This is a genomic window from Frondihabitans sp. 4ASC-45 (genome assembly GCF_049472575.1).
Lineage (GTDB): Bacteria > Actinomycetota > Actinomycetes > Actinomycetales > Microbacteriaceae > Frondihabitans.
Genome location: NZ_JBCEBN010000007.1, coordinates 178602 through 195868, shown reverse-complemented (window position 1 = coordinate 195868; position 17267 = coordinate 178602). Strand labels below are relative to the sequence as shown.

Sequence of the window (17267 nt, the reverse complement as noted above, 5' to 3'; positions counted from 1 at the left end):
AACCCGGCCACGCCTTGTCAATCGTATGTAGAGTGTATTCTACCTCATATCGTGCAAGGGAGTGGGAAGCGGACGACGAATTCAGCCGGGCCCTTCGGCAGGTCGAAGAGGGCCTCGCCGACATGGGAAGGGGCGACGCCCATGCGTACAAGGCCTGCTGGGCCGATACGACCGACTCGACGCTGTTCGGCGCCTGGGGAACGATGGAACGCGGCCAGGCCGACATTGATGCAACCCTCGACTGGGTCGCCTCGCGTTTCTCCGGCGGGCCGCTCGTTCCCCGTTATGACGTCGTCGTCGAGACGGGAGACACGGCGTGGACCGTGGGTAGTGAACGCGGAGTCGTCTCGGTCGACGGTGCTCCGGCGACGGAGGTGACCATCCGGGTCACGCACATCTACAGAAAGACGAGCGAGGGCTGGCGGATCCTTCATCGCCACGGCGACCACCCACCGACCCTCTCCCGGCCCCCTCGACTCGGGCGGAGCTCAGACTGATGCTCGTTCCTGTCGCCCTGGCGATCATCATGTTCGGGCTCGGGGTGACGCTGACGCCGTCCGACTTCGCGCGCGCCCTGCGTCGTCCGGGGCTGCTGATCGTCGCGCTCGCCTGCCAGCTCGTCGTGCTGCCCGCCTTCTGCTTCGGCCTGGTCGCGGCCCTGCAGCTGCCGCCCCTCTTCGCGGTCGGGCTGGTGATCCTGGCCGCCTCTCCCGGCGGCGCGACAGCGAACCTCTTCAGTCACCTCTTCGGCGGAGAAGTAGCGGTGAACATCAGCCTCACGGCGATCAACAGCGTCATCTCACTGCTCACGATTCCCGTGCTCGTCCACCTGGCGACCTCCCTCTACCTGCCGAACGGCGAGGGAGTCGGCCTCCAACCCGGCAAGGTCGTCGAGATGGCCGCCACCGTGCTGCTTCCGGTCGCGCTCGGCATGCTCTTACGCCACCTCCGACCCGCGACGGCCGCGCGAGCCGAACGCCCTGTTCGGATCGCCTCGATGGTCGTCCTCGCGCTCCTGGTGATCACGGCGGTCGTCCCCGCCTGGCCGACGGTCGTGGCGAACCTGGGCGGGCTGGTCGCCGCGGCCGCCCTTCTCGGGGCGGGGAGTTTCACCATCGGATACCTCGCGCCCCGACTGGCCGGCATCGACGTGCGACGAGCGATCACCGCGGCGTTCGAGATCGGGATCCACAATGCCGGAGTCGCGATCTTCGTCGCCACCAGTGCCCTAGGCCTGCCCGAGGCGGCGGTTCCGGCGGCCGTCTACGTGCTCGTCATGAACGTGCTGGCTCTCGCCTTCGGGTTCGGAGTGGCGCGACCCGCCCTTACCCGGGCGCGAACGCCGAATGACCGCTAAAGGGCCTTGCGCATCACGACCATGCGCAGGTCGTCGCGAAGGGGTTCGCCGAACCGCGGGTCGCCGTAGGGGAACGGCACGAAAGATCCAGTGGCCGTGAAGCCGCGGCGGTCGTAAAACGCCAGGAGCTCGCTCCGCGGCTCCAGCACCGTGATCTCGAGGGCCGACGCCGACCACTCCTCGCGGGCCACCCGCTCGGCCTCGGCCAAGATCTGCTTGCCGAGCCCCGCACCCTGCCGCCCGGGCGAGACCGCGAACATGCCGAAGTAGGCGACGCCGTCGGGCTTCCGCACGAGGTTGCAGCAGGCGACGATCGCGTCAGCGGCCCCCTCTCCCGTCTCGTCCTGATCCACCCAGACCAGAACGAGGCCGTGGGGGTTGTCGAGGTCGGCGGTGAGCAGGTCGGCGTCGATTCGCTGCCCCTCGAGAAGGTGCGCCTCGGTCGTCCAGCCCTCACGACTCGCGTCGCCGCGATAGGCCGACGTGACGAGCGCCACCAGCGGATCGATGTCGTTCTCTGTGGCCTGTCGCGATAGAAGCACGCCCCCGAATCTACCGGCCGTCGGGGCACCGACTCTCTCGACGGCGAGTCCAGCCAATGCACAGCCGAGAAGCGAGAGTTACCATATCTGTCGTGCTCATCTGCCTGACGGCGTCTCATCAGAACGCCAGCTTCGACCTCCTCGAGAAGTTGAGCGTCGGCGCACCCACGGCAGCCACTACCCTCGTCGATTCCAGTGATTTCGTCTCGGGCGCCGTCGTGCTCGCGACGTGCAACCGTTTCGAGGCCTACCTCGACGTCGACGAGCCCCTGACCGCGGCGAGCACCCTCGCGGTCGAGGCCACCATCCAGGCCATGAGCGAGGCCTCGAGCGTCGAGCCCGACGACCTCCGCGACAGCATCACGGTGATCACCGGCGAAGGCGTCGTCGAGCACCTCTTCGCCGTGAGTTCCGGCCTCGAGTCGGTCGTCGTCGGCGAAGACGAGATCTCGGGCCAGGTGCGCCGCTCCCTCGAGCGCGCCCGCACCGACGGCACCACCTCGTCCGATCTCGAGCGCCTGTTCCAGAAGGCCTCGCACACGTCGCGCGGCATCAAGAACCTCACCAACGTGGGCGGTGCGAGTCGCTCGCTCGTGCGTCTTGCCCTCGAGCTGGCGTCGAGTCGAGTGACCGACTGGAGCCAGGCCCGGATCCTGCTCGTCGGCACCGGCCAGTACGCCGCGACGACCGTCGCCGCCCTCCGCGACCGCGGTGCCGAGCAGATCGGCGTGTACTCCGCCTCGGGCCGAGCGAGCTGGTTCGGCGCGAAGCACGACGTCGCACCGCACACCGACCTCACCGAGGCAATCGCCTGGAGCGACGTTCTGATCACGTGCACGACGACGACCGAGCCGCTCGTGACTCCCGACGTCGTCGCCGCGGGCGCCCGACGCCTCGTCATCGACCTCGGCCTTCCCCGCAACGTCGACCCGCTCGTCTCGAAGGTCGTCGGCGTTGAGCTGCTCGACCTCGAGACCATCAGCCTCCATGCCCCGCTCAAAGAGCTGACCGCTGCCGACGACGCGCGTGCCCTGGTCTCCACGGCCGCCGCCGAGTTCCAGGCGGTCGCGGCCGAGCAGTCGCTCTCACCGGCCGTCGTCGCTCTGCGCAAGCACGTCTTCGACATCCTCGACGCCGAGATCGAGCGGGCGAGGGGTCGCGGCGATTCGACCGAGCGCACGGAGCAGGCTCTCCGGCACCTGGCCGGTGTGCTGCTCCACACGCCGTCGGTTCGAGCGCGCGAACTCGCGCGCGAGGGCCGCGGCGAAGACTTCCGCGATGGCCTCGAGGCTCTGTTCGGCCTCACCGACACTCGGGCCGCGACGGCTCCGACGCCTCTGCGCCCGGCATCCGCCCGCCGTGAAGCGAGTCACGCCGATGGCCGCGAGGCCACGGCGGGCTGAGCAGAACCCGCCCACCCGTGCCCGTCACCGTCTCTTCTCTCGAGACCGATCGCCTGCTCTTGCGTCCCTTGACGCCGGCTGATCTCGACGATGTCTTCGCGTATCAGTCCGATCCCGAAGCACTTCGGTTCATGCTCTGGCCCGTTCGCTCTCGAAGCGAGGCCGCCGAGCACCTTGCGCGGCGGAGCATGATGACGCACCTCGAGCACGACGGCGACTCGCTCGTTCTCGCGGTGACCACGAAGAGCGAGCCCGGCCGGGTGATGGGCGAGGTGAACGTGCGCCTGACCAGCGTCGACTCGCGGCAGAGCGAGGTCGGCTGGATCCTCAACCCCGCATTTCAGGGTCGCGGCTACGCCTTCGAGGCGGCCACGCGCATGATCGAGCTGTGCGTCGACGACCTCGGCAGCCACCGGGTTCACGCCGAGCTCGATCCGCTCAATGCCGGCTCGGTAGCGCTGTGCCGAAAGCTCGGGATGCGACAGGAAGCCCACCTCGTCGAAGACCTCTTTTACAAAGGACGATGGTCAGACACCGGCATCTACGCGATCCTCGCGTCGGAGTGGCGACAACGCCACGACCTCCGCCCCCGCTAGGTAGAGCCTCCGCGGAACGAAAGGGTTCAAGCGACCGCCATCGCCACAACGTAGTCGGCGACGTGAGCGGCGAAGTCGTCGGGCCGCCCGTCGATGAGCGACCGGACCATCGAGCACACCAGCTCTCGTCGGACAACCGGCGGTGCAGCGAACTCGATGCCGTGAACGGCCTGGGCCGACTCGGAGAAAAGCACGGCGACGGGCACGGCGAGCTCCTCGAGGAGGTGGGGTGCCCAGGTGCCGAGAAGCGCGCGGCACAGCTCGAGGAACAGCTCGACATCGCAGGGAGTCGTGAGGCCGAAGAGCTCGACCGCACCGAAGCGGGTCTGCTCGCCGTCGATGAGGCCAATGGTGCCGGCTCCGCGCGGGCCGCAGGAGACAGCCGACACCAGCGCGCGGGCGAGCCGGTGCAGGTGCACCTGCGACGCCTCGGGCGTGTAGATCAGGATCCCACCGGTCGCCATCCCCTGACGCGTGACGAACCCGAGGCGCCAGGCCGTCTCGATCACCTCGTGAGCATCCTCGACGCTGAGACCGTGCTCGTGGGCGAGCTGCTCGGCATGGACCCCGTCGCCCGGCAGAAAACGGCCGGTGGCGATGTCGACGAGGAAGTAGTCGAATGGCTCGACGATCAAGGTCGGTCGGAGAGTCGTGGTGGTGTTCCCTGCGGGCATGGGCTGAGTCCTGATCTGTGAAGTAAGAGGGGGGGGTTGGACACTGCGGAATTGAATATTTCACAGTTATATTGCGGTGTCAAGAAGCTCAGGGGAATCGATCGAGGCACCTTCCGCGAGAGGATTGACGGATGGATCCGATCGTCGTCAGCGCACTCGCCCTCGTCCGTGATCGCCGACTCCTGATGGTGACGGCGCGAGGCCGCGACGTCCTGTACCTGCCCGGGGGCAAAGTCGAACCGGGCGAGAGCGGGGCCGACGCGCTGGTGCGAGAGGCGCGTGAGGAGGTCGCGCTCACGCTCGACCCCGCCGGTGTCCAGCCGCTTTTCACCGTCTCCGAACAGGCGCACGGTGAGCCCGACGGGCGGCTCGTCGAGATGACGCTCTACTCCGCCGAGACCGACGAGGAGCCCCGTCCGAGCAGCGAGATCGGTTCACTCGCCTGGGTCACGACGGCGGATGCCGATCGCTGCCCTCCCGCGGGTGTAGAGACGCTCCGGCGAATGTCATTCCTCGGAGTGATCGACTGACAGCGGGTTGGTGGCAGGGTAGAACCATGCGTATCCCCACCTCCCTCTCCGTGCTGGCCGCCTCAGCCATCGTGGTCGCCGGTCTGGCCGGCTGCTCGTCGTCGAACGACGACCCCGCGAGCACCCCTACCGTCACCGATACCGTGACCGCGGCACCGGCGACCCCCGATGCCACGACGACGCCCCCCGTCACGCCGTCGACGACGTCGAGCCCGTCGGCGACCTCCGGGTCGGGCAGCACCGCCGCTCCGGCCGTCACCACCTGCACTTCGTCGAACCTCTCCGCGGCGATCGTCAGTGGCTCGGGCGGCGCGGCCGGGAGCACGTACGTGAACCTCTCGCTCACGAACAAGGGCTCGAGCACCTGCACCCTGCAGGGGTGGCCCGGAGTCTCTCTGGTCGGGTCGGGCAACGGCACCCAGATCGGCAAGGCCGCGAAGCTCGACCGGAGCTCGGCGCACGCCACCGTGAGCCTCAAGGCAGGTGCATCCGCCCAGGCCCAGCTGCAGATCGTCCAGGCCGACAACTACGAGCGGTCGCAGTGCAAGCCCGCCAAGGGCGACGGGTTCCGCGTCTACCCGCCCGGCAGCAAATCCTCCATCTTCGCGACGTACGCCGCGGTGACCGGTTGCAAGTCGACGTCGGTGTCGCTCTTCACCGTGGGCGCATTGCACCAGTAACGGCAGGCTCGAACGGGCTCAACTGACACGCTCCAGCAGGTCGAGCCCGACGGTGCGGAACACGTCTAGCACCCCGAGGCGCGTCTCGAGGTCGGCGTCGTCGAACTCGACGGTGACGGCGTACGAGACGCCTCGGTGGCTCCCTCGCAGTGCACCGGCCTCACTGCGGACGCCGCGGTCGGCCCCCGTGATGTTGACGAGCTGGAGCCCATGGTCGCTTGCCCGGTGTGCGACCGGGTCGAGACCGAACGCCGACGCCACCAGCGACAGGTCGCTGCCTGCCGAGAGCCATCCGAGCACGCGATTGCTGGCGCCTCGGTCGACGCAGCGACCGGCCACCAGATCGCCGAACAGTTGCTGGAGTTCGGCGGTCGAGCCGACGGACGACTGCGGGGCATCGTCGGGGCCGCGGGTGGCACGCGTGTAGTCCAGTAGCGCGGTTCGACGCAGGCCGAGCGATTCGCCTCGGGCACGGATCGCGTCAAAGCCGACGAGTCGGATCAGCCCGTTGGTGGCCACCGGATCGCGCACGGCACCCACGAGGGTCGCCGCGTCGATCACCCCGAGGCTCGGCAGCAGCAGCGACGACCACAGCCCACCCGCGCGTGGGTCGTCGACGCCTCCTCCGCCGTCTCGGCCCGCCTCGCGCGCCACCTGGTCGAGCGGTGCGATACGGCCCGCGCCGAGCTGGGCCGCGACCTCCACGAGCAGCAGCAGCCTCCCGACTTCCGCCGTCGGCAGGGCGACGGTCTCGTCGATTGCCAGCAGCGTCTCACCCGTGTCGAGGTCGGCCGCCGCCGCCGATACTCGCGCATTCGCGAAAGCCAAGGATCCGAGTGCCCGAAAACTGCGCTCGAACGGCGCCGAGCGGTCTTCGGCGCCGTTCAGCCGAGCGTGCGCCGACGAACCCGAGCGGTCGGTGCGGTGCCGCCCCGGATCAGCGTCGCGAGCGCGGCGACTCCGCTCCGCACCACCCTCCCCGGCCATGCTGCTCCTACCAGATCGTGACTCGCTGGTCGGCGGGCAGCCAGAGGGCGTCGGTTTCGGTGACGCCGAAAGCCTCGTAGAACTCGTCAATGTTGCGGACGATCTGGTTGCACCGGAATTCGTTGGGCGAGTGCGGGTCGATCGACATCAGTCGGATCGCCTCCTCGTCGCGGATCTTCATCTGCCAGGCCTGCGCCCAGCTGAGGAAGAAGCGTTCGGCGCCCGAGAGGCCGTCGATCACCGGCGGTTCTTCCCCGTCGAGCGAGATGAGGTAGGCCTTCCAGGCGATCGAGAGCCCGCCGAGGTCGCCGATGTTCTCGCCGATGGTGAGAGCGCCGTTGACGTGGTGGCCGGGGGTCTGCGCGGGCTCGAGTGCGTCGTACTGAGCGATGAGAGACGTCGTCAGCTTCTCGAAGGCCTCGCGGTCGGCCGACGTCCACCAGTCGGTGAGTCGGCCGTCGCCGTCGTACTTCGAGCCCTGGTCGTCGAAGCCGTGGCCGATCTCGTGACCGATCACTGCACCGATCGCACCGTAGTTGGCTGCGGGGTCACGGGTCTCATCGAAGAAGGGGAACTGCAGGATCGCCGCCGGGAACACGATCTCGTTGAAACCGGGGTTGTAGTACGCGTTGATCGTCTGCGGGGTCATGAACCACTCGTCGCGGTCGATCGGCTTGCCGATCTTGCCGAGCTCGCGGTTGAAGCCGAACACGGCGGTGGCTTGGATGTTTCCGACGAGGTCGCCCGCGTCGATCTCGAGCGCCGAGTAGTCGCGCCACTTGACGGGGAACCCGATCTTCGGCGTGAACTTCGACAGCTTGTCGAGCGCCCTCTCGCGGGTCTCGTCGGTCATCCAGTCGAGGCCCGTGATGCTCTGCCGGTACGCCTCGACGAGGTTCGCCACCAGGACGTCCATCGTCGTCTTCGCGTCTCGATTGAAGTGGCGGTCGACGTAGATGCGGCCGACGGCCTCACCCATCGCTCCTTCGACGAGCGAGACCCCGCGCTTCCAGCGCACTCGCTGCACCGGCGTGCCCGTGAGGGTCTTGCCGTAGAAGTCGAAGTTCGCCTTCACGAAGCCGCTCGACAGGTAGGCCGCGAACGACCGGATGATCTGGAATCGCAGCCAGTCGCGCCAGGCCTCGAGGTTGTCTTCAGTGAGCAGCGATGCGAGACCTTCGACGAACGACGGCTGACGCACGACGATCTCGTCGAAGGTGCCGGCCGGCGCACCGACGGCGTCGCGCCAGACGCCGAGGTCGATACCGTCGGCGAGCGCCGCGGCGTCTGCCCACGGCAGGAGGTTGTAGGTCTTCTCGGATTCGCGGGTCGCCACGTTGTCCCAGTGGTGGGACGCGATCGAAGTCTCGATCTCGAGGACGCGCGCCGCGCGCTCTTCGGCAGCGTCGGATCCTGAGAGCTCGAACATGGTCTGGATGTACGAGCGGTAGGCCGTGCGGATGTCGGCGAACTTCTCTTCGCGGTAGTAGGACTCGTCGGGAAGGCCGAGGCCGCCCTGCTCGACGAAGACGATGTAGCGCTCGGGGTTGCCCGGGTCGTTGTCGACGAAGAGCTGAACGAAGCCGGAGACGCCCTGCAGCTCGAAGCGGCCGACGGTCTCGAGGAGGGCGTCGACGGTGACGACGCCGTCGACGGTGGCGAGTAACGGCTGGATGGGCGTGGCCCCGAGCGACTCGATGGTGTCTTCGTCGAGGAAGCTGGTGAACAGGTCGCCGACCTTGCGAGCCTCGGTGCCGGGTTCGGCGCCCTGCGACTCGTCGATGATCTCGCGGACGGCCTTCTCGGCGGCCTCGGCCAGGAGGTAGAACGAGCCCCAGCGCGCCTTGTCTTCGGGAATCGCGGTCTCGGCGATCCAGCGCCCGTTCACGTGGCGGAACAGGTCGTCTTGCGGGCGGACCGCGGGGTCGAGGTCGTCGGTCAGGATTCCGGATGCAGCAGCAACGTCTGTCATGGCTCAAGCCTAGGCGCGCCGTCCGACAGCGGCCTCTCCGCCGCCAGTACAGTCTCTGCATGCCCCTCCCCTGGAAGCTGCACGGCGACGGTAAGAACGTCGGTCAGTCCGAGATCGTCCTCCCCGAGGAGCGCCTCACCTGGCCTCGCACGATCGGGCTCGGAGGGCAGCACGTCGTCGCCATGTTCGGTGCGACGTTCTTCGTTCCGCTGATCACCGGATTCCCGCCGTCGACGACCCTCTTCTTCTCGGGCATCGGCACACTCCTCTTCCTCCTCATCACGCAGAACAAGCTGCCGAGCTATCTCGGGTCGTCGTTCGCGTTCCTGGCCCCGATCGGAGCCGCGACGAAGATCGGCGGAATTCCGCTCGCGCTCAGCGGCATCATCGTCGTCGGGGCGCTGCTCGCGATCGTCGGGGTCGTCGTGCACCTGCTCGGCACGAGGTGGATCGACTCGCTGCTGCCGCCCGTCGTGAGCGGCTCGATCGTCGCCCTGATCGGTTTCAACCTGGCACCGACCGCGGGCAAGAACTTTCAGGCCTCCCCGCTCGTGGCGGTCATCACGCTGGCCGCCGTCGTGCTGAGTGCGGTGGTGTTCCGCGGGATCCTCGGCCGCCTCTCCATCGTGATCGGACTCGTGGTCGGCTACGTCGCAGCTGTGATCGGAGGCGTGGTCGATTTCAGCAAGGTCGACTCGGCCAAGTGGCTCGGCCTTCCCCACTTCACGGCGCCCTCCTTCGACGCCTCGAACCTGGCCGTCTACGCCGGGTTCCTCCCGATCGTCCTGGCGCTCGTCGCCGAGAACGTCGGGCACGTCAAGGGCGTCGGCCAGCTCACCAACCGCGATCTCGACCGGGTCACCGGTCGCGCCCTCTTCGCCGACGGCATCTCGACCGTGCTCGCCGGTGTCGGCGGCGGCTCGGCCACGACCACGTACGGCGAGAACATCGGCGTCATGAGCGCCACGCGCGTCTTCTCGACGGCGGCCTACTGGGTGGCCGGCATCATCGCCATCCTCCTCAGCCTCTCTCCGAAGGTCGGAGCAATCATCAACACCGTTCCGGCCGGCGTCCTCGGCGGCGTCACCATCGCTCTCTACGGCCTGATCGGCATCATCGGCATCCGCATCTGGGTCGAGAACCGCGTCGACTTCTCGAAGCCGAAGAACCAGCTGACGGCGGGTATCGCGCTGGCCATGGGTATCGCGAACCTCACCTTTACGGTCGGCGGGGCGACCTTCGGCGGCATCATCCTCGGCACGGTGGCGGCCGTCGTCGTCTATCACCTCATGAGCGCCGTCGGCAGGGCTCGCCAGACCGAGTGAGCGCCGCAGTCTCGGGCCCCGTGCCGAATTTGAAGGAGGTCCGGGCCGGCGACCCCCTCAGATCCCTGATTCTCCGTTGCCGCGGCGAGGTTTTTCCTTCAAATTCGGGCGGGCTTCCCACGTGACGCGGGCGCTCGACCGCGACATCGCCCGGCTGGCAGTGCCGGCGCTCGGCGCCCTCGTCGCCGAACCGCTCTTCCTCCTCACCGACACCGCCCTCGTCGGCCATCTCGGCGCCGCGCCCCTCGCGGGTCTCGGCATCGCGAGCGTGGTGCTGCAGACGGCGCTCGGCCTCCTCGTGTTCCTCGCCTATGCCACGACCCCGACCGTCGCCAGGCGCCTCGGCGCTGGCGATCTCGCGGGAGCGATCCGCGCCGGGATCGACGGTATGTGGTTCGCCCTCCTCGTCGGCGCGATCCTGCTCCTCGTCGGGCTGACGACGGCAGGATCCCTCGTCGCGGCTTTCGGCACCGCACCCGACGTGGCCTCGCAGGCGACGACGTACCTCCGCATCTCGGTGCTCGGCCTCCCCGCGATGCTCCTCGTGATCGCGGCGACCGGCCTCCTGCGCGGCCTGCAGAACACCCGCACGCCGCTCGTCGTCGCGACCGCCGGCTTCGCCGCGAATGCGGCCCTCAACGCCCTGTTCATCTACGGATTCGGCTGGGGCATCGCAGGCTCGGCGACCGGCACGGTCGTCGCTCAGTGGGCGATGGCGTCGGTCTACGTCGTGATCGCGGTGCGAGCCGCTCGTCGGGTCGGCGCGTCGCTGCGCCCGGGGCTCGGCGGGGTCGGCCGGACCGCGTCGGCGGGCGGCTGGCTCCTCATACGCAGCGCGGCCCTGCGCTTCGCCATGCTCCTGACGGTCTGGGCCGCCGGCACTCTCGGCGTGACCGGGTTGGCGTCGATCCAGGTCGCGCTGACCCTTTTCTCGACGTTGGCCTTCGCCCTCGACGCACTCGCGATCGCGGGCCAGGCGATGGTCGGTCACGCACTCGGCGCCGGCGACGAGGGTCGGGTGAAGGCCATCACGCGACGCCTGGAGTTCTGGGGCGTGATGGGAGGGGCGGCTCTCGGCGCGATGCTGATGGCGGTGTCCGGGATCCTGCCGTCAGTGTTCACGACCGATCCGGCCGTGCGCGCGCTGCTGCCGGGGGTGCTGCGCGCGATGGCGATCGGAATCCCTCTCGCGGGGCTCGTCTTCGTGCTCGACGGCGTGCTGCTGGGCGCCGGTGACGCCCGCTACCTCGCCTGGACGGGCCTCGTCAACGTCGCCGTTTACCTGCCGCTGCTGGCGTGGGCGCTGACCGCTCCGGTCGACGGTCGGCCGGTCGCCCTATGGATCGCGTTCGGTCTCGGCTACATCGGGGCTCGGGCGGTCACGCTCGGTCTGCGCAGGGCGTCGGGCCGGTGGATCGTGACGGGCGCGGCACGCTAGCTCGGCCGGCTCAGGCGGGACAGGTCAGCGAGCCCGAGCCGTAGTCGCACCACGCCGGAACGCGCTCGTGAACGCCACCGATCGCGCCTCACGCCCCGCCAGCAGATCGACGAGCGCCCGCCCGGCCGCGCGCCCCTTCTCGAGGCCCGGCTGCACCATCGTCGTCAGCTCCGGCACGAGCGGATCGTCGACCCGCACGCCGTCGAAGCCCACGACGCTGAGATCGCCGGGCACGTCGAGCCCGAGCTCGTGCGCCGCACGGATCACCCCGGCCGCGAGCAGGTCACTCTGCGCGATGATCGCGGTCGGGCGCTCTGCCACTTCGCCCGCACCCGGGTCGAGCAGGGCGTGGCCAGCCAGGCGTCCCTCGTCGATAGTGCTGCCGAGGGTCGCCACTCCGCCGATCGAGGGGTAGACCTCTTGCGCCCCCCGGATCCGCTCCAGCGCCGTGAACGACGTCGCCCGGTCGATTCGGGCGGGGTTCAGGACCCCACGGTGCCGGTCGCGGTCGAGCTCGAGCGTCACGAGAGCGACGCGACGATGGCCGAGGTCGTGCAGGTGCGCGGCGAGCGCACGCGTCGCCTCGCGGCTATCTAGCCCGACGTCGACCACGCCGGGAAGTGGGCGTCCTTCGATGGCGACCACCGGGATCCCACGTTTCTGCACGATCCTGACCTTGTCGTCGACGACCGGGCTGCACCCGAACAGCACGGCCGCGTCGATGGGCGCGTCGACCAGCGCCGACCCGGGCCCGGCCGACTCGGTCAGCAGCAGAAGCGAATTGCCCGCGGCTCCGGTCACGTCGGCGATGCCGTCGAGCATGGCGAGGTTCATCGGGTCGCGGAACGCCTCGCGGAGCGCCTCTTCGAGCACGACGCCGATGATGCCCGAGCGGCCTCGCCTCAGAGATCGAGCACGAGGATCCGGCCCGTCGTAGCCCAGCTCCAGAGCCGCCTGGCGCACTCGCTCTCGCGTTGCCTCCGACACGGGGCCCGAGCCGTTGAAGGCGAGCGACGCCGTGGACGGCGAGACGCCTGCCAGCTTGGCTACGGCTGCCAGAGTGGCTCGCACGGGCTCGGTCATGCTCGGGCTCTCTCGGTCATGCACCGACCTTAGTCGAATCGATTCGACGCGGCACTTGCGGGGCGTGACGAGACGTTGCTAGCGTGACGGAGTCGGATCCTCGAATCGATTCGACTCCGGCTTTCCACCCGACTTGTGAGTGAACCAATGGCGTCCCCCTCCCTCGATACCCGCACCTACGACGGTGGCCTCACCCGCTACGACGTGGTGCGCTGGCGCAACGCCCTCTTCATCGTGTTCGCCCTCTCCGGCCTCTCGATCGCAAGTTGGCTGGGGCGCATCCCCAGCATCCGCGACCTGCTGCACGCGTCAACGCTCGAGATGGGCTTTCTCGCCGGAGGCATCAGCGTGGGGTCGATCGCGGGGGTGACACTCTCGAGCCACGTCATCGCTCGATTCGGGGCTCGGCGCACCTCGCTCTACGCCCTGATGCTGGTCGCCCTCGGGCTCGTCTTCGCCGGGCTCAGCACGGCGCTCGGCGGTGGCTTCTGGGCGATCCTGGTCGGCATGGCCGTCTTCGGCTACGGCAACGGCACGCTCGACGTAGCGATGAACGTGTCGGGGGCCGCCGCCGAACGCGTGCTCGGGCGCACGGTGATGCCGCTGTTCCACGCCTCGTTCAGTCTCGGCACGATGGTCGGAGCCGCTCTCGGCGCCGGCGCCGAGCTGATCGACCTGCCCGTCTCGGTGCACGTGTCGGTCATCGCCGTGGTGGTCGCGGTCGTCGGGGTGATCGTCACGCGCTGGTACCAGTCCGAAGAGCTCGGGCACGCCGTACGCGAAGACGACGGCCCCGCATCGACCGGCTGGCGGTCGCGCCTCGCGATCTGGACCACGCCCGGCACCCTTCTGATCGGCCTCATCGTGCTCGGCATGGCGACCGCCGAGGGGTCGGCCAACGACTGGCTCGCCCTCGCCATGGTCGACGGGCACGACGTGAGCAACGTGGCGGGAACGACAATCCTCTTCGTGTTCCTCACCGCCATGACCGTCGCTCGCATAGCCGGATCGCCGCTCATCGACAAATACGGCCGCGTGCCCATGCTGCGCGTGACAGCAGCGTCGGCGGTCGTCGGGCTGCTGCTCGTGATCCTCGCCCCGACCGTCTGGCTCGCCGTCGTCGGTGTCGTGTTCTGGGGGTTCGGTGCGGCGCTCGGGTTCCCGGTAGGTCTATCGGCCGCCGCCGACGACTCGCGCAATGCCGCCGCCCGCGTGAGTGCGGTCGCGACGATCGGCTACGTGGCCTTCCTGGTGCTGCCTCCCGTGATCGGGTTCCTGGGCGAGCACTTCGGGCTCCTGAATGCGCTGTTCGTGGTGCTCGTGCTGATCGTCGCCGCCGGCCTCGCGTCCGGTGCCGCAAGGGAGCCCGCCCGCCGCTGACCTGCCCCCTTCCGAATTTGAAGGAGATTTCGGCCTGGCGCGACGAACTCATGCGGATCCGGGCCCGCCGACGCAGTTTTCTCCTTCAAATTCGGAGGGGCAGCCGGTGAGGAGCCCGCCCGCCGCAGCGACTAGGCTTCCCGGGTGCGTCTCGTCATTGCTCGCTGCTCGGTCGACTACGCCGGGCGCCTCTCCGCTCATCTCCCTCTCGCCACCCGGCTCCTCATGGTCAAGAGCGACGGCAGCCTTCTCGTCCACTCCGACGGGGGCAGCTACAAGCCGCTGAACTGGATGAGCCCGCCCTGCACCATCACCATGGGCGAGCCCGACGACGAGCAGGCCGAGGCCGGAATCGCCGAGGTCTGGAAGGTCGTGCAGGGCAAGACCAACGACGTCCTACTCGTGTCGATCTACGAGATCCTGCACGACTCCGCCCACGAGCTGGGCGTCGACCCGGGCCTCGTCAAAGACGGCGTCGAGGCACACCTCCAGAAGCTCATGGCCGAGCAGATCGAGGTGCTCGGCGACGGCCACACGCTGGTGCGGCGCGAGTACATGACCGCGATCGGCCCGGTCGACATCCTCGCTCGTGACGCGAAGGGGGCGGCGGTCGCCGTCGAGATCAAACGCCGCGGCGACATCGACGGTGTCGAGCAGCTCACCCGCTATCTCGAGTTGATGAACCGCGACCCGCATCTCAAGCCTGTTCAGGGGGTGTTCGCCGCTCAAGAGATCAAGCCGCAGGCGCGGACGCTGGCGGAAGACCGTGGCATCCGCTGCGTCGTTCTCGACTACGACGCGATGCGCGGGCTTGACGACGGGCACTCGCGCCTGTTCTGAGCGCCGCTGAATGCAGCTGGGCGGGGCCGACCGGAACAGTCGATCCAACTGAAATACATATTGACGTTGTGAGACAAGCTCGTAGGATTTGATATACCCAATCCGAAAGGCTCTTCCCATGACCTCCTTGCAGACCGCGCCCACTCGTGCTCGTGCCCGCAACCGCACCGCCCGTTCCAACAGCCCCCTTTTCGACGAGCTGGCCGCGAAGATCCCCGCGTCGACCCGCCCCCTCGCGCCGATCCTCCCGAAGGCCGGCACCACGGAGGCCCACACCACGGAGACCCGCACCACCGAGGCCGGCACCACGGTCGCCGGCCTGATCGTCCGCATGCTCGACGACGACACCAAGGCCACCCGCCGCTGGCCCTTCCACTCCGTCCAGTAGGGCACGCGCGACGCAGGCCCCCAGGGCACGCCCGACGCAGAACCGTAGGGCACACGCAACGCGGGCCAGTAGGGGACGCGCGACGCAGGCCAGTCGTGCACGCGCCACGCAGGCCCGTAGGCTGGAAACAATGAGCGACAAGTTCCCCTACTCGGCCGTGCTGTTCGATCTCGACGGAACGATCGCCGACTCCGCACCCGGCATCACCTCGACCCTGGCGAGCACGCTCCAGCAACTCGGGCACCCCGTCCCCGCCCCGGCACAGCTTCTCGAGTGGGTCGGCCCGCCGCTGCCCGAGAGCTTCACCCGTCGACTCGGCCTCGTCGGCGACGATCTCGACCGTGCCATGGCCCTCTATCGACGCGAGTACCTCGCCCGGGGTGCGCTCGACAGCGTCATCTTTCCCGGCATGGAAGACCTGCTCCGCCGAGTCCACGAGGCGGGTCTGCCGGTGTCGACGGCCACCTCGAAACCGGAGACCCCGGCCACGCTGATGCTCGACCATTTCGGGCTGAGCCGCTACCTCGACGTGATCACCGGGGCCAGCGACGACGAGAAGCGCGGGGCCAAGGCCGACGTCGTCGAAGAGGCCCTGCATCGCCTGAGCGCCCGCGGAGCCGATGTGTCGCGCCCCGTCCTCGTCGGCGACCGGCACCACGACATCGACGGTGGTGCGGCACACGGGGTTCCCACGATCTTCGTGGAGTGGGGCTACGGCAGCGTCGAGGAGCAGGCGGGCGCGATCGCCGTCGCCTCCGACCCCGACGAGCTCGCCCTTCTCCTGGGGCTGCCCGCGCAGACCCGCCGGTGAGCCGCCGCACACTGGCCCGGTCGACCGTACGGTCTCCTGCCGCCTGGTTTCTGACCCTCGCGATCGTTCTGATCGCGCTGAACCTCCGCGGGCCCATCGTCGCGACGGCACCCGTCATCGACACGATCAAATCCGACCTCGGCATCGGCGCGCTCGTCGCCGGACTCCTGACGAGCATCCCCGTGCTGTGCTTCGCACTCGCGAGCCCGCTCGCAGCGGGGGTCATCGGGCGACTCGGCGCAGAACGAGCCGTCACCATCGGCCTCCTCGGCGTCGTGGCCGGCACACTGATCCGCTCCGGCGGATCGCAGGCGATGCTCATCGTCGGCACGGTGATTCTGGGCGTCTCGATCACAATCGGAAACGTCGTGCTGCCCGTCGTCATCCGCCGCGACTTCTCTCCGGAGCGCGTCGGGTTCGTGACCGGCATCTACACGTCGGCCCTCAACGTCGGGTCGATGATCACCTCTCTCGGCACGGCCCCGCTGGCCGACGCGACGGGGTGGCCTCTGGCGCTGATCATCTGGGGCACGTTCGCCGTGATCGCCGGAGGTGTCTGGATCCTCGCCGTCGGAATCCGCCCCGCCGTCACGGGCGAGGGCAGCCGCACCGACAAGGACGTCGTGACGGGGCCGATCGAGGTCATCACCGCGAGCATCCCGCAGGTCTCGGTCGACGACGACCGGAGTCTGCTGCGGCGGGCCTCCACCTGGGGCCTCACGCTGGCCTTCGCCGGTCAGGCGTTCAGCTACTACGGCCTCACCGCGTGGATCCCGACGCTCCTCCACGACGAGGTGGGGCTGAGCCGCTCCGGTGCCGGTGCGAGTTCGTCGGTCTTCCAGATCCTCGCGGTCGTCGGGGCGCTCGGAGTGCCGTTCCTCGCCCTGCGAGTGCGCCCGGTCGTGATCGTGGGGATCGTCAGCGCGCTCTGGATCGTCATGCCCCTCGGCCTCCTCCTCGCCCCGCAGCTCTGGCTCCTGTGGTCGATCTCGGGCGGCATGGCTCAGGGCGGCGGCATCACGATCATCTTCATCATCATCGTGAGGATGGTCACGAGCGACCGCGAGGCACGACGCCTCTCGGCACTCGTACAGGGCGGCGGCTACGCCATCGCGGCGCTCGGACCGATCGTGGTCGGAGCCGTCCACGACTCGTCCGGCACCTGGACGGCCCCCATGATCGTCGTGCTGTTCTCGGTGCTGACTCTCGGAGTGAGTGGCGTCCTGTCGGCCCGCCGCGTCCGCTGACCCCGCCCGTCTCG

18 protein-coding genes are annotated in these 17267 nt (G+C 68.8%); 13 read left to right on the top strand and 5 right to left on the bottom strand.

All coding sequences use genetic code 11. The features are described 5' to 3' along the window. The first annotated feature begins 32 nt into the window (after positions 1 to 32). Both VH571_RS12460 and VH571_RS12455 read left to right on the top strand, forming a co-directional pair. The gene (locus VH571_RS12460) at positions 33 to 497 is read left to right on the top strand and encodes a YybH family protein (protein ID WP_423264861.1); all 465 of its coding nucleotides are present in this window, start codon (positions 33 to 35) and stop codon (positions 495 to 497) included. Continuing rightward, positions 497 to 1357 carry a bile acid:sodium symporter family protein gene (locus tag VH571_RS12455; protein ID WP_423264859.1) on the top strand — a complete coding sequence of 287 codons (861 nt, stop codon included), beginning with the start codon at positions 497 to 499 and terminating at the stop codon, positions 1355 to 1357. Before VH571_RS12460 ends, VH571_RS12455 begins: the two co-directional genes overlap by 1 nt. Here the strand turns inward: VH571_RS12455 and VH571_RS12450 are convergent. Beyond that, positions 1354 to 1899, bottom strand: coding sequence for a GNAT family N-acetyltransferase (locus VH571_RS12450; protein ID WP_423264858.1), 546 nt, complete (start codon positions 1897 to 1899; stop codon positions 1354 to 1356). The two genes, VH571_RS12455 and VH571_RS12450, sit on opposite strands and share 4 nt — an antisense overlap. Positions 1900 to 1991: 92 nt before the next feature. Here VH571_RS12450 and VH571_RS12445 point away from each other — a divergent pair, with 92 nt between their 5' ends. Together VH571_RS12445 and VH571_RS12440 are read left to right on the top strand one after the other, a co-directional pair. Beyond that, on the top strand, positions 1992 to 3302 hold the full coding sequence (locus VH571_RS12445; RefSeq protein ID WP_423264857.1) for a glutamyl-tRNA reductase: 1311 nt from the start codon (positions 1992 to 1994) through the stop codon (positions 3300 to 3302). A gap of 17 nt (positions 3303 to 3319) precedes the next feature. Then, positions 3320 to 3898: a GNAT family N-acetyltransferase gene (locus VH571_RS12440; protein ID WP_423264856.1), complete on the top strand. Its 579-nt coding sequence runs from the start codon at positions 3320 to 3322 to the stop codon at positions 3896 to 3898. A 26-nt stretch (positions 3899 to 3924) separates the two neighbouring features. Here the strand turns inward: VH571_RS12440 and VH571_RS12435 are convergent, their stop codons facing one another. Then, on the bottom strand, positions 3925 to 4572 hold the full coding sequence (locus VH571_RS12435) for a hypothetical protein (RefSeq protein WP_055964374.1): 648 nt from the start codon (positions 4570 to 4572) through the stop codon (positions 3925 to 3927). Positions 4573 to 4703: 131 nt separating this feature from the next. Here VH571_RS12435 and VH571_RS12430 point away from each other — a divergent pair, with 131 nt between their 5' ends. Continuing rightward, positions 4704 to 5102 (top strand): NUDIX hydrolase, encoded by a 399-nt coding sequence (locus VH571_RS12430; RefSeq protein ID WP_055964371.1) that lies wholly within the window; start codon positions 4704 to 4706, stop codon positions 5100 to 5102. Positions 5103 to 5128: 26 nt separating this feature from the next. Next, positions 5129 to 5782 (top strand): DUF4232 domain-containing protein, encoded by a 654-nt coding sequence (locus VH571_RS12425; RefSeq protein WP_423264855.1) that lies wholly within the window; start codon positions 5129 to 5131, stop codon positions 5780 to 5782. Positions 5783 to 5800: 18 nt separating this feature from the next. On the opposite strand, the gene VH571_RS12420 is transcribed toward VH571_RS12425, so the two are convergent. Together VH571_RS12420 and VH571_RS12415 are read right to left on the bottom strand one after the other, a co-directional pair. Beyond that, the gene (locus tag VH571_RS12420) at positions 5801 to 6769 is read right to left on the bottom strand and encodes a serine hydrolase (protein ID WP_423264854.1); all 969 of its coding nucleotides are present in this window, start codon (positions 6767 to 6769) and stop codon (positions 5801 to 5803) included. 7 nt (positions 6770 to 6776) lie between these two features. Next, positions 6777 to 8741, bottom strand: coding sequence for a M13 family metallopeptidase (locus tag VH571_RS12415; RefSeq protein WP_423264853.1), 1965 nt, complete (start codon positions 8739 to 8741; stop codon positions 6777 to 6779). A gap of 59 nt (positions 8742 to 8800) precedes the next feature. Between VH571_RS12415 and VH571_RS12410 the strand changes: the two genes are divergently transcribed. Next, a complete protein-coding gene (locus VH571_RS12410) occupies positions 8801 to 10066 on the top strand; it encodes a uracil-xanthine permease family protein (RefSeq protein ID WP_423264852.1) in 1266 nt (421 codons plus the stop codon). Positions 10067 to 10187: 121 nt separating this feature from the next. Beyond that, positions 10188 to 11504: an MATE family efflux transporter gene (locus VH571_RS12405; protein WP_423264850.1), complete on the top strand. Its 1317-nt coding sequence runs from the start codon at positions 10188 to 10190 to the stop codon at positions 11502 to 11504. A 24-nt stretch (positions 11505 to 11528) separates the two neighbouring features. On the opposite strand, the gene VH571_RS12400 is transcribed toward VH571_RS12405, so the two are convergent. Continuing rightward, positions 11529 to 12587, bottom strand: a complete 1059-nt coding sequence (locus VH571_RS12400; protein WP_423264849.1) for a LacI family DNA-binding transcriptional regulator — start codon at positions 12585 to 12587, stop codon at positions 11529 to 11531. 147 nt (positions 12588 to 12734) lie between these two features. On the opposite strand from VH571_RS12400, the gene VH571_RS12395 reads away from it, so the two are divergent. The 5 genes from VH571_RS12395 (at position 12735) to VH571_RS12375 (ending at position 17253) form a co-directional block, all read left to right on the top strand. Then, positions 12735 to 13967, top strand: coding sequence for an MFS transporter (locus VH571_RS12395; RefSeq protein ID WP_423264848.1), 1233 nt, complete (start codon positions 12735 to 12737; stop codon positions 13965 to 13967). Positions 13968 to 14111: 144 nt separating this feature from the next. Beyond that, the gene (nucS, locus tag VH571_RS12390; RefSeq protein WP_055964353.1) at positions 14112 to 14807 is read left to right on the top strand and encodes an endonuclease NucS; all 696 of its coding nucleotides are present in this window, start codon (positions 14112 to 14114) and stop codon (positions 14805 to 14807) included. A 118-nt stretch (positions 14808 to 14925) separates the two neighbouring features. After that, positions 14926 to 15195 carry a hypothetical protein gene (locus VH571_RS12385; protein WP_423264847.1) on the top strand — a complete coding sequence of 90 codons (270 nt, stop codon included), beginning with the start codon at positions 14926 to 14928 and terminating at the stop codon, positions 15193 to 15195. Positions 15196 to 15325: 130 nt separating this feature from the next. Next, positions 15326 to 16006 (top strand): HAD hydrolase-like protein, encoded by a 681-nt coding sequence (locus VH571_RS12380; RefSeq protein ID WP_423264846.1) that lies wholly within the window; start codon positions 15326 to 15328, stop codon positions 16004 to 16006. After that, entirely contained in the window at positions 16003 to 17253 is a 1251-nt protein-coding gene (locus tag VH571_RS12375) for a CynX/NimT family MFS transporter (protein ID WP_423264845.1), read from the top strand. Before VH571_RS12380 ends, VH571_RS12375 begins: the two co-directional genes overlap by 4 nt. Positions 17254 to 17267: the final 14 nt, after the last annotated feature.

What these genes read in the sequence shown, in the direction of transcription:
- VH571_RS12455 (WP_423264859.1), top strand. Translation starts at nt 497, where the DNA reads ATGCTCGTTCCTGTCGCCCTGGCGATCATCATGTTCGGGCTCGGGGTG.
- VH571_RS12435 (WP_055964374.1), bottom strand. Translation starts at nt 4,572, where the DNA reads ATGCCCGCAGGGAACACCACCACGACTCTCCGACCGACCTTGATCGTC.
- VH571_RS12430 (WP_055964371.1), top strand. Translation starts at nt 4,704, where the DNA reads ATGGATCCGATCGTCGTCAGCGCACTCGCCCTCGTCCGTGATCGCCGA.
- VH571_RS12425 (WP_423264855.1), top strand. Translation starts at nt 5,129, where the DNA reads ATGCGTATCCCCACCTCCCTCTCCGTGCTGGCCGCCTCAGCCATCGTG.
- VH571_RS12420 (WP_423264854.1), bottom strand. Translation starts at nt 6,769, where the DNA reads ATGGCCGGGGAGGGTGGTGCGGAGCGGAGTCGCCGCGCTCGCGACGCT.
- VH571_RS12415 (WP_423264853.1), bottom strand. Translation starts at nt 8,741, where the DNA reads ATGACAGACGTTGCTGCTGCATCCGGAATCCTGACCGACGACCTCGAC.
- VH571_RS12410 (WP_423264852.1), top strand. Translation starts at nt 8,801, where the DNA reads ATGCCCCTCCCCTGGAAGCTGCACGGCGACGGTAAGAACGTCGGTCAG.
- VH571_RS12400 (WP_423264849.1), bottom strand. Translation starts at nt 12,587, where the DNA reads ATGACCGAGCCCGTGCGAGCCACTCTGGCAGCCGTAGCCAAGCTGGCA.
- VH571_RS12395 (WP_423264848.1), top strand. Translation starts at nt 12,735, where the DNA reads ATGGCGTCCCCCTCCCTCGATACCCGCACCTACGACGGTGGCCTCACC.
- VH571_RS12385 (WP_423264847.1), top strand. Translation starts at nt 14,926, where the DNA reads ATGACCTCCTTGCAGACCGCGCCCACTCGTGCTCGTGCCCGCAACCGC.
- VH571_RS12380 (WP_423264846.1), top strand. Translation starts at nt 15,326, where the DNA reads ATGAGCGACAAGTTCCCCTACTCGGCCGTGCTGTTCGATCTCGACGGA.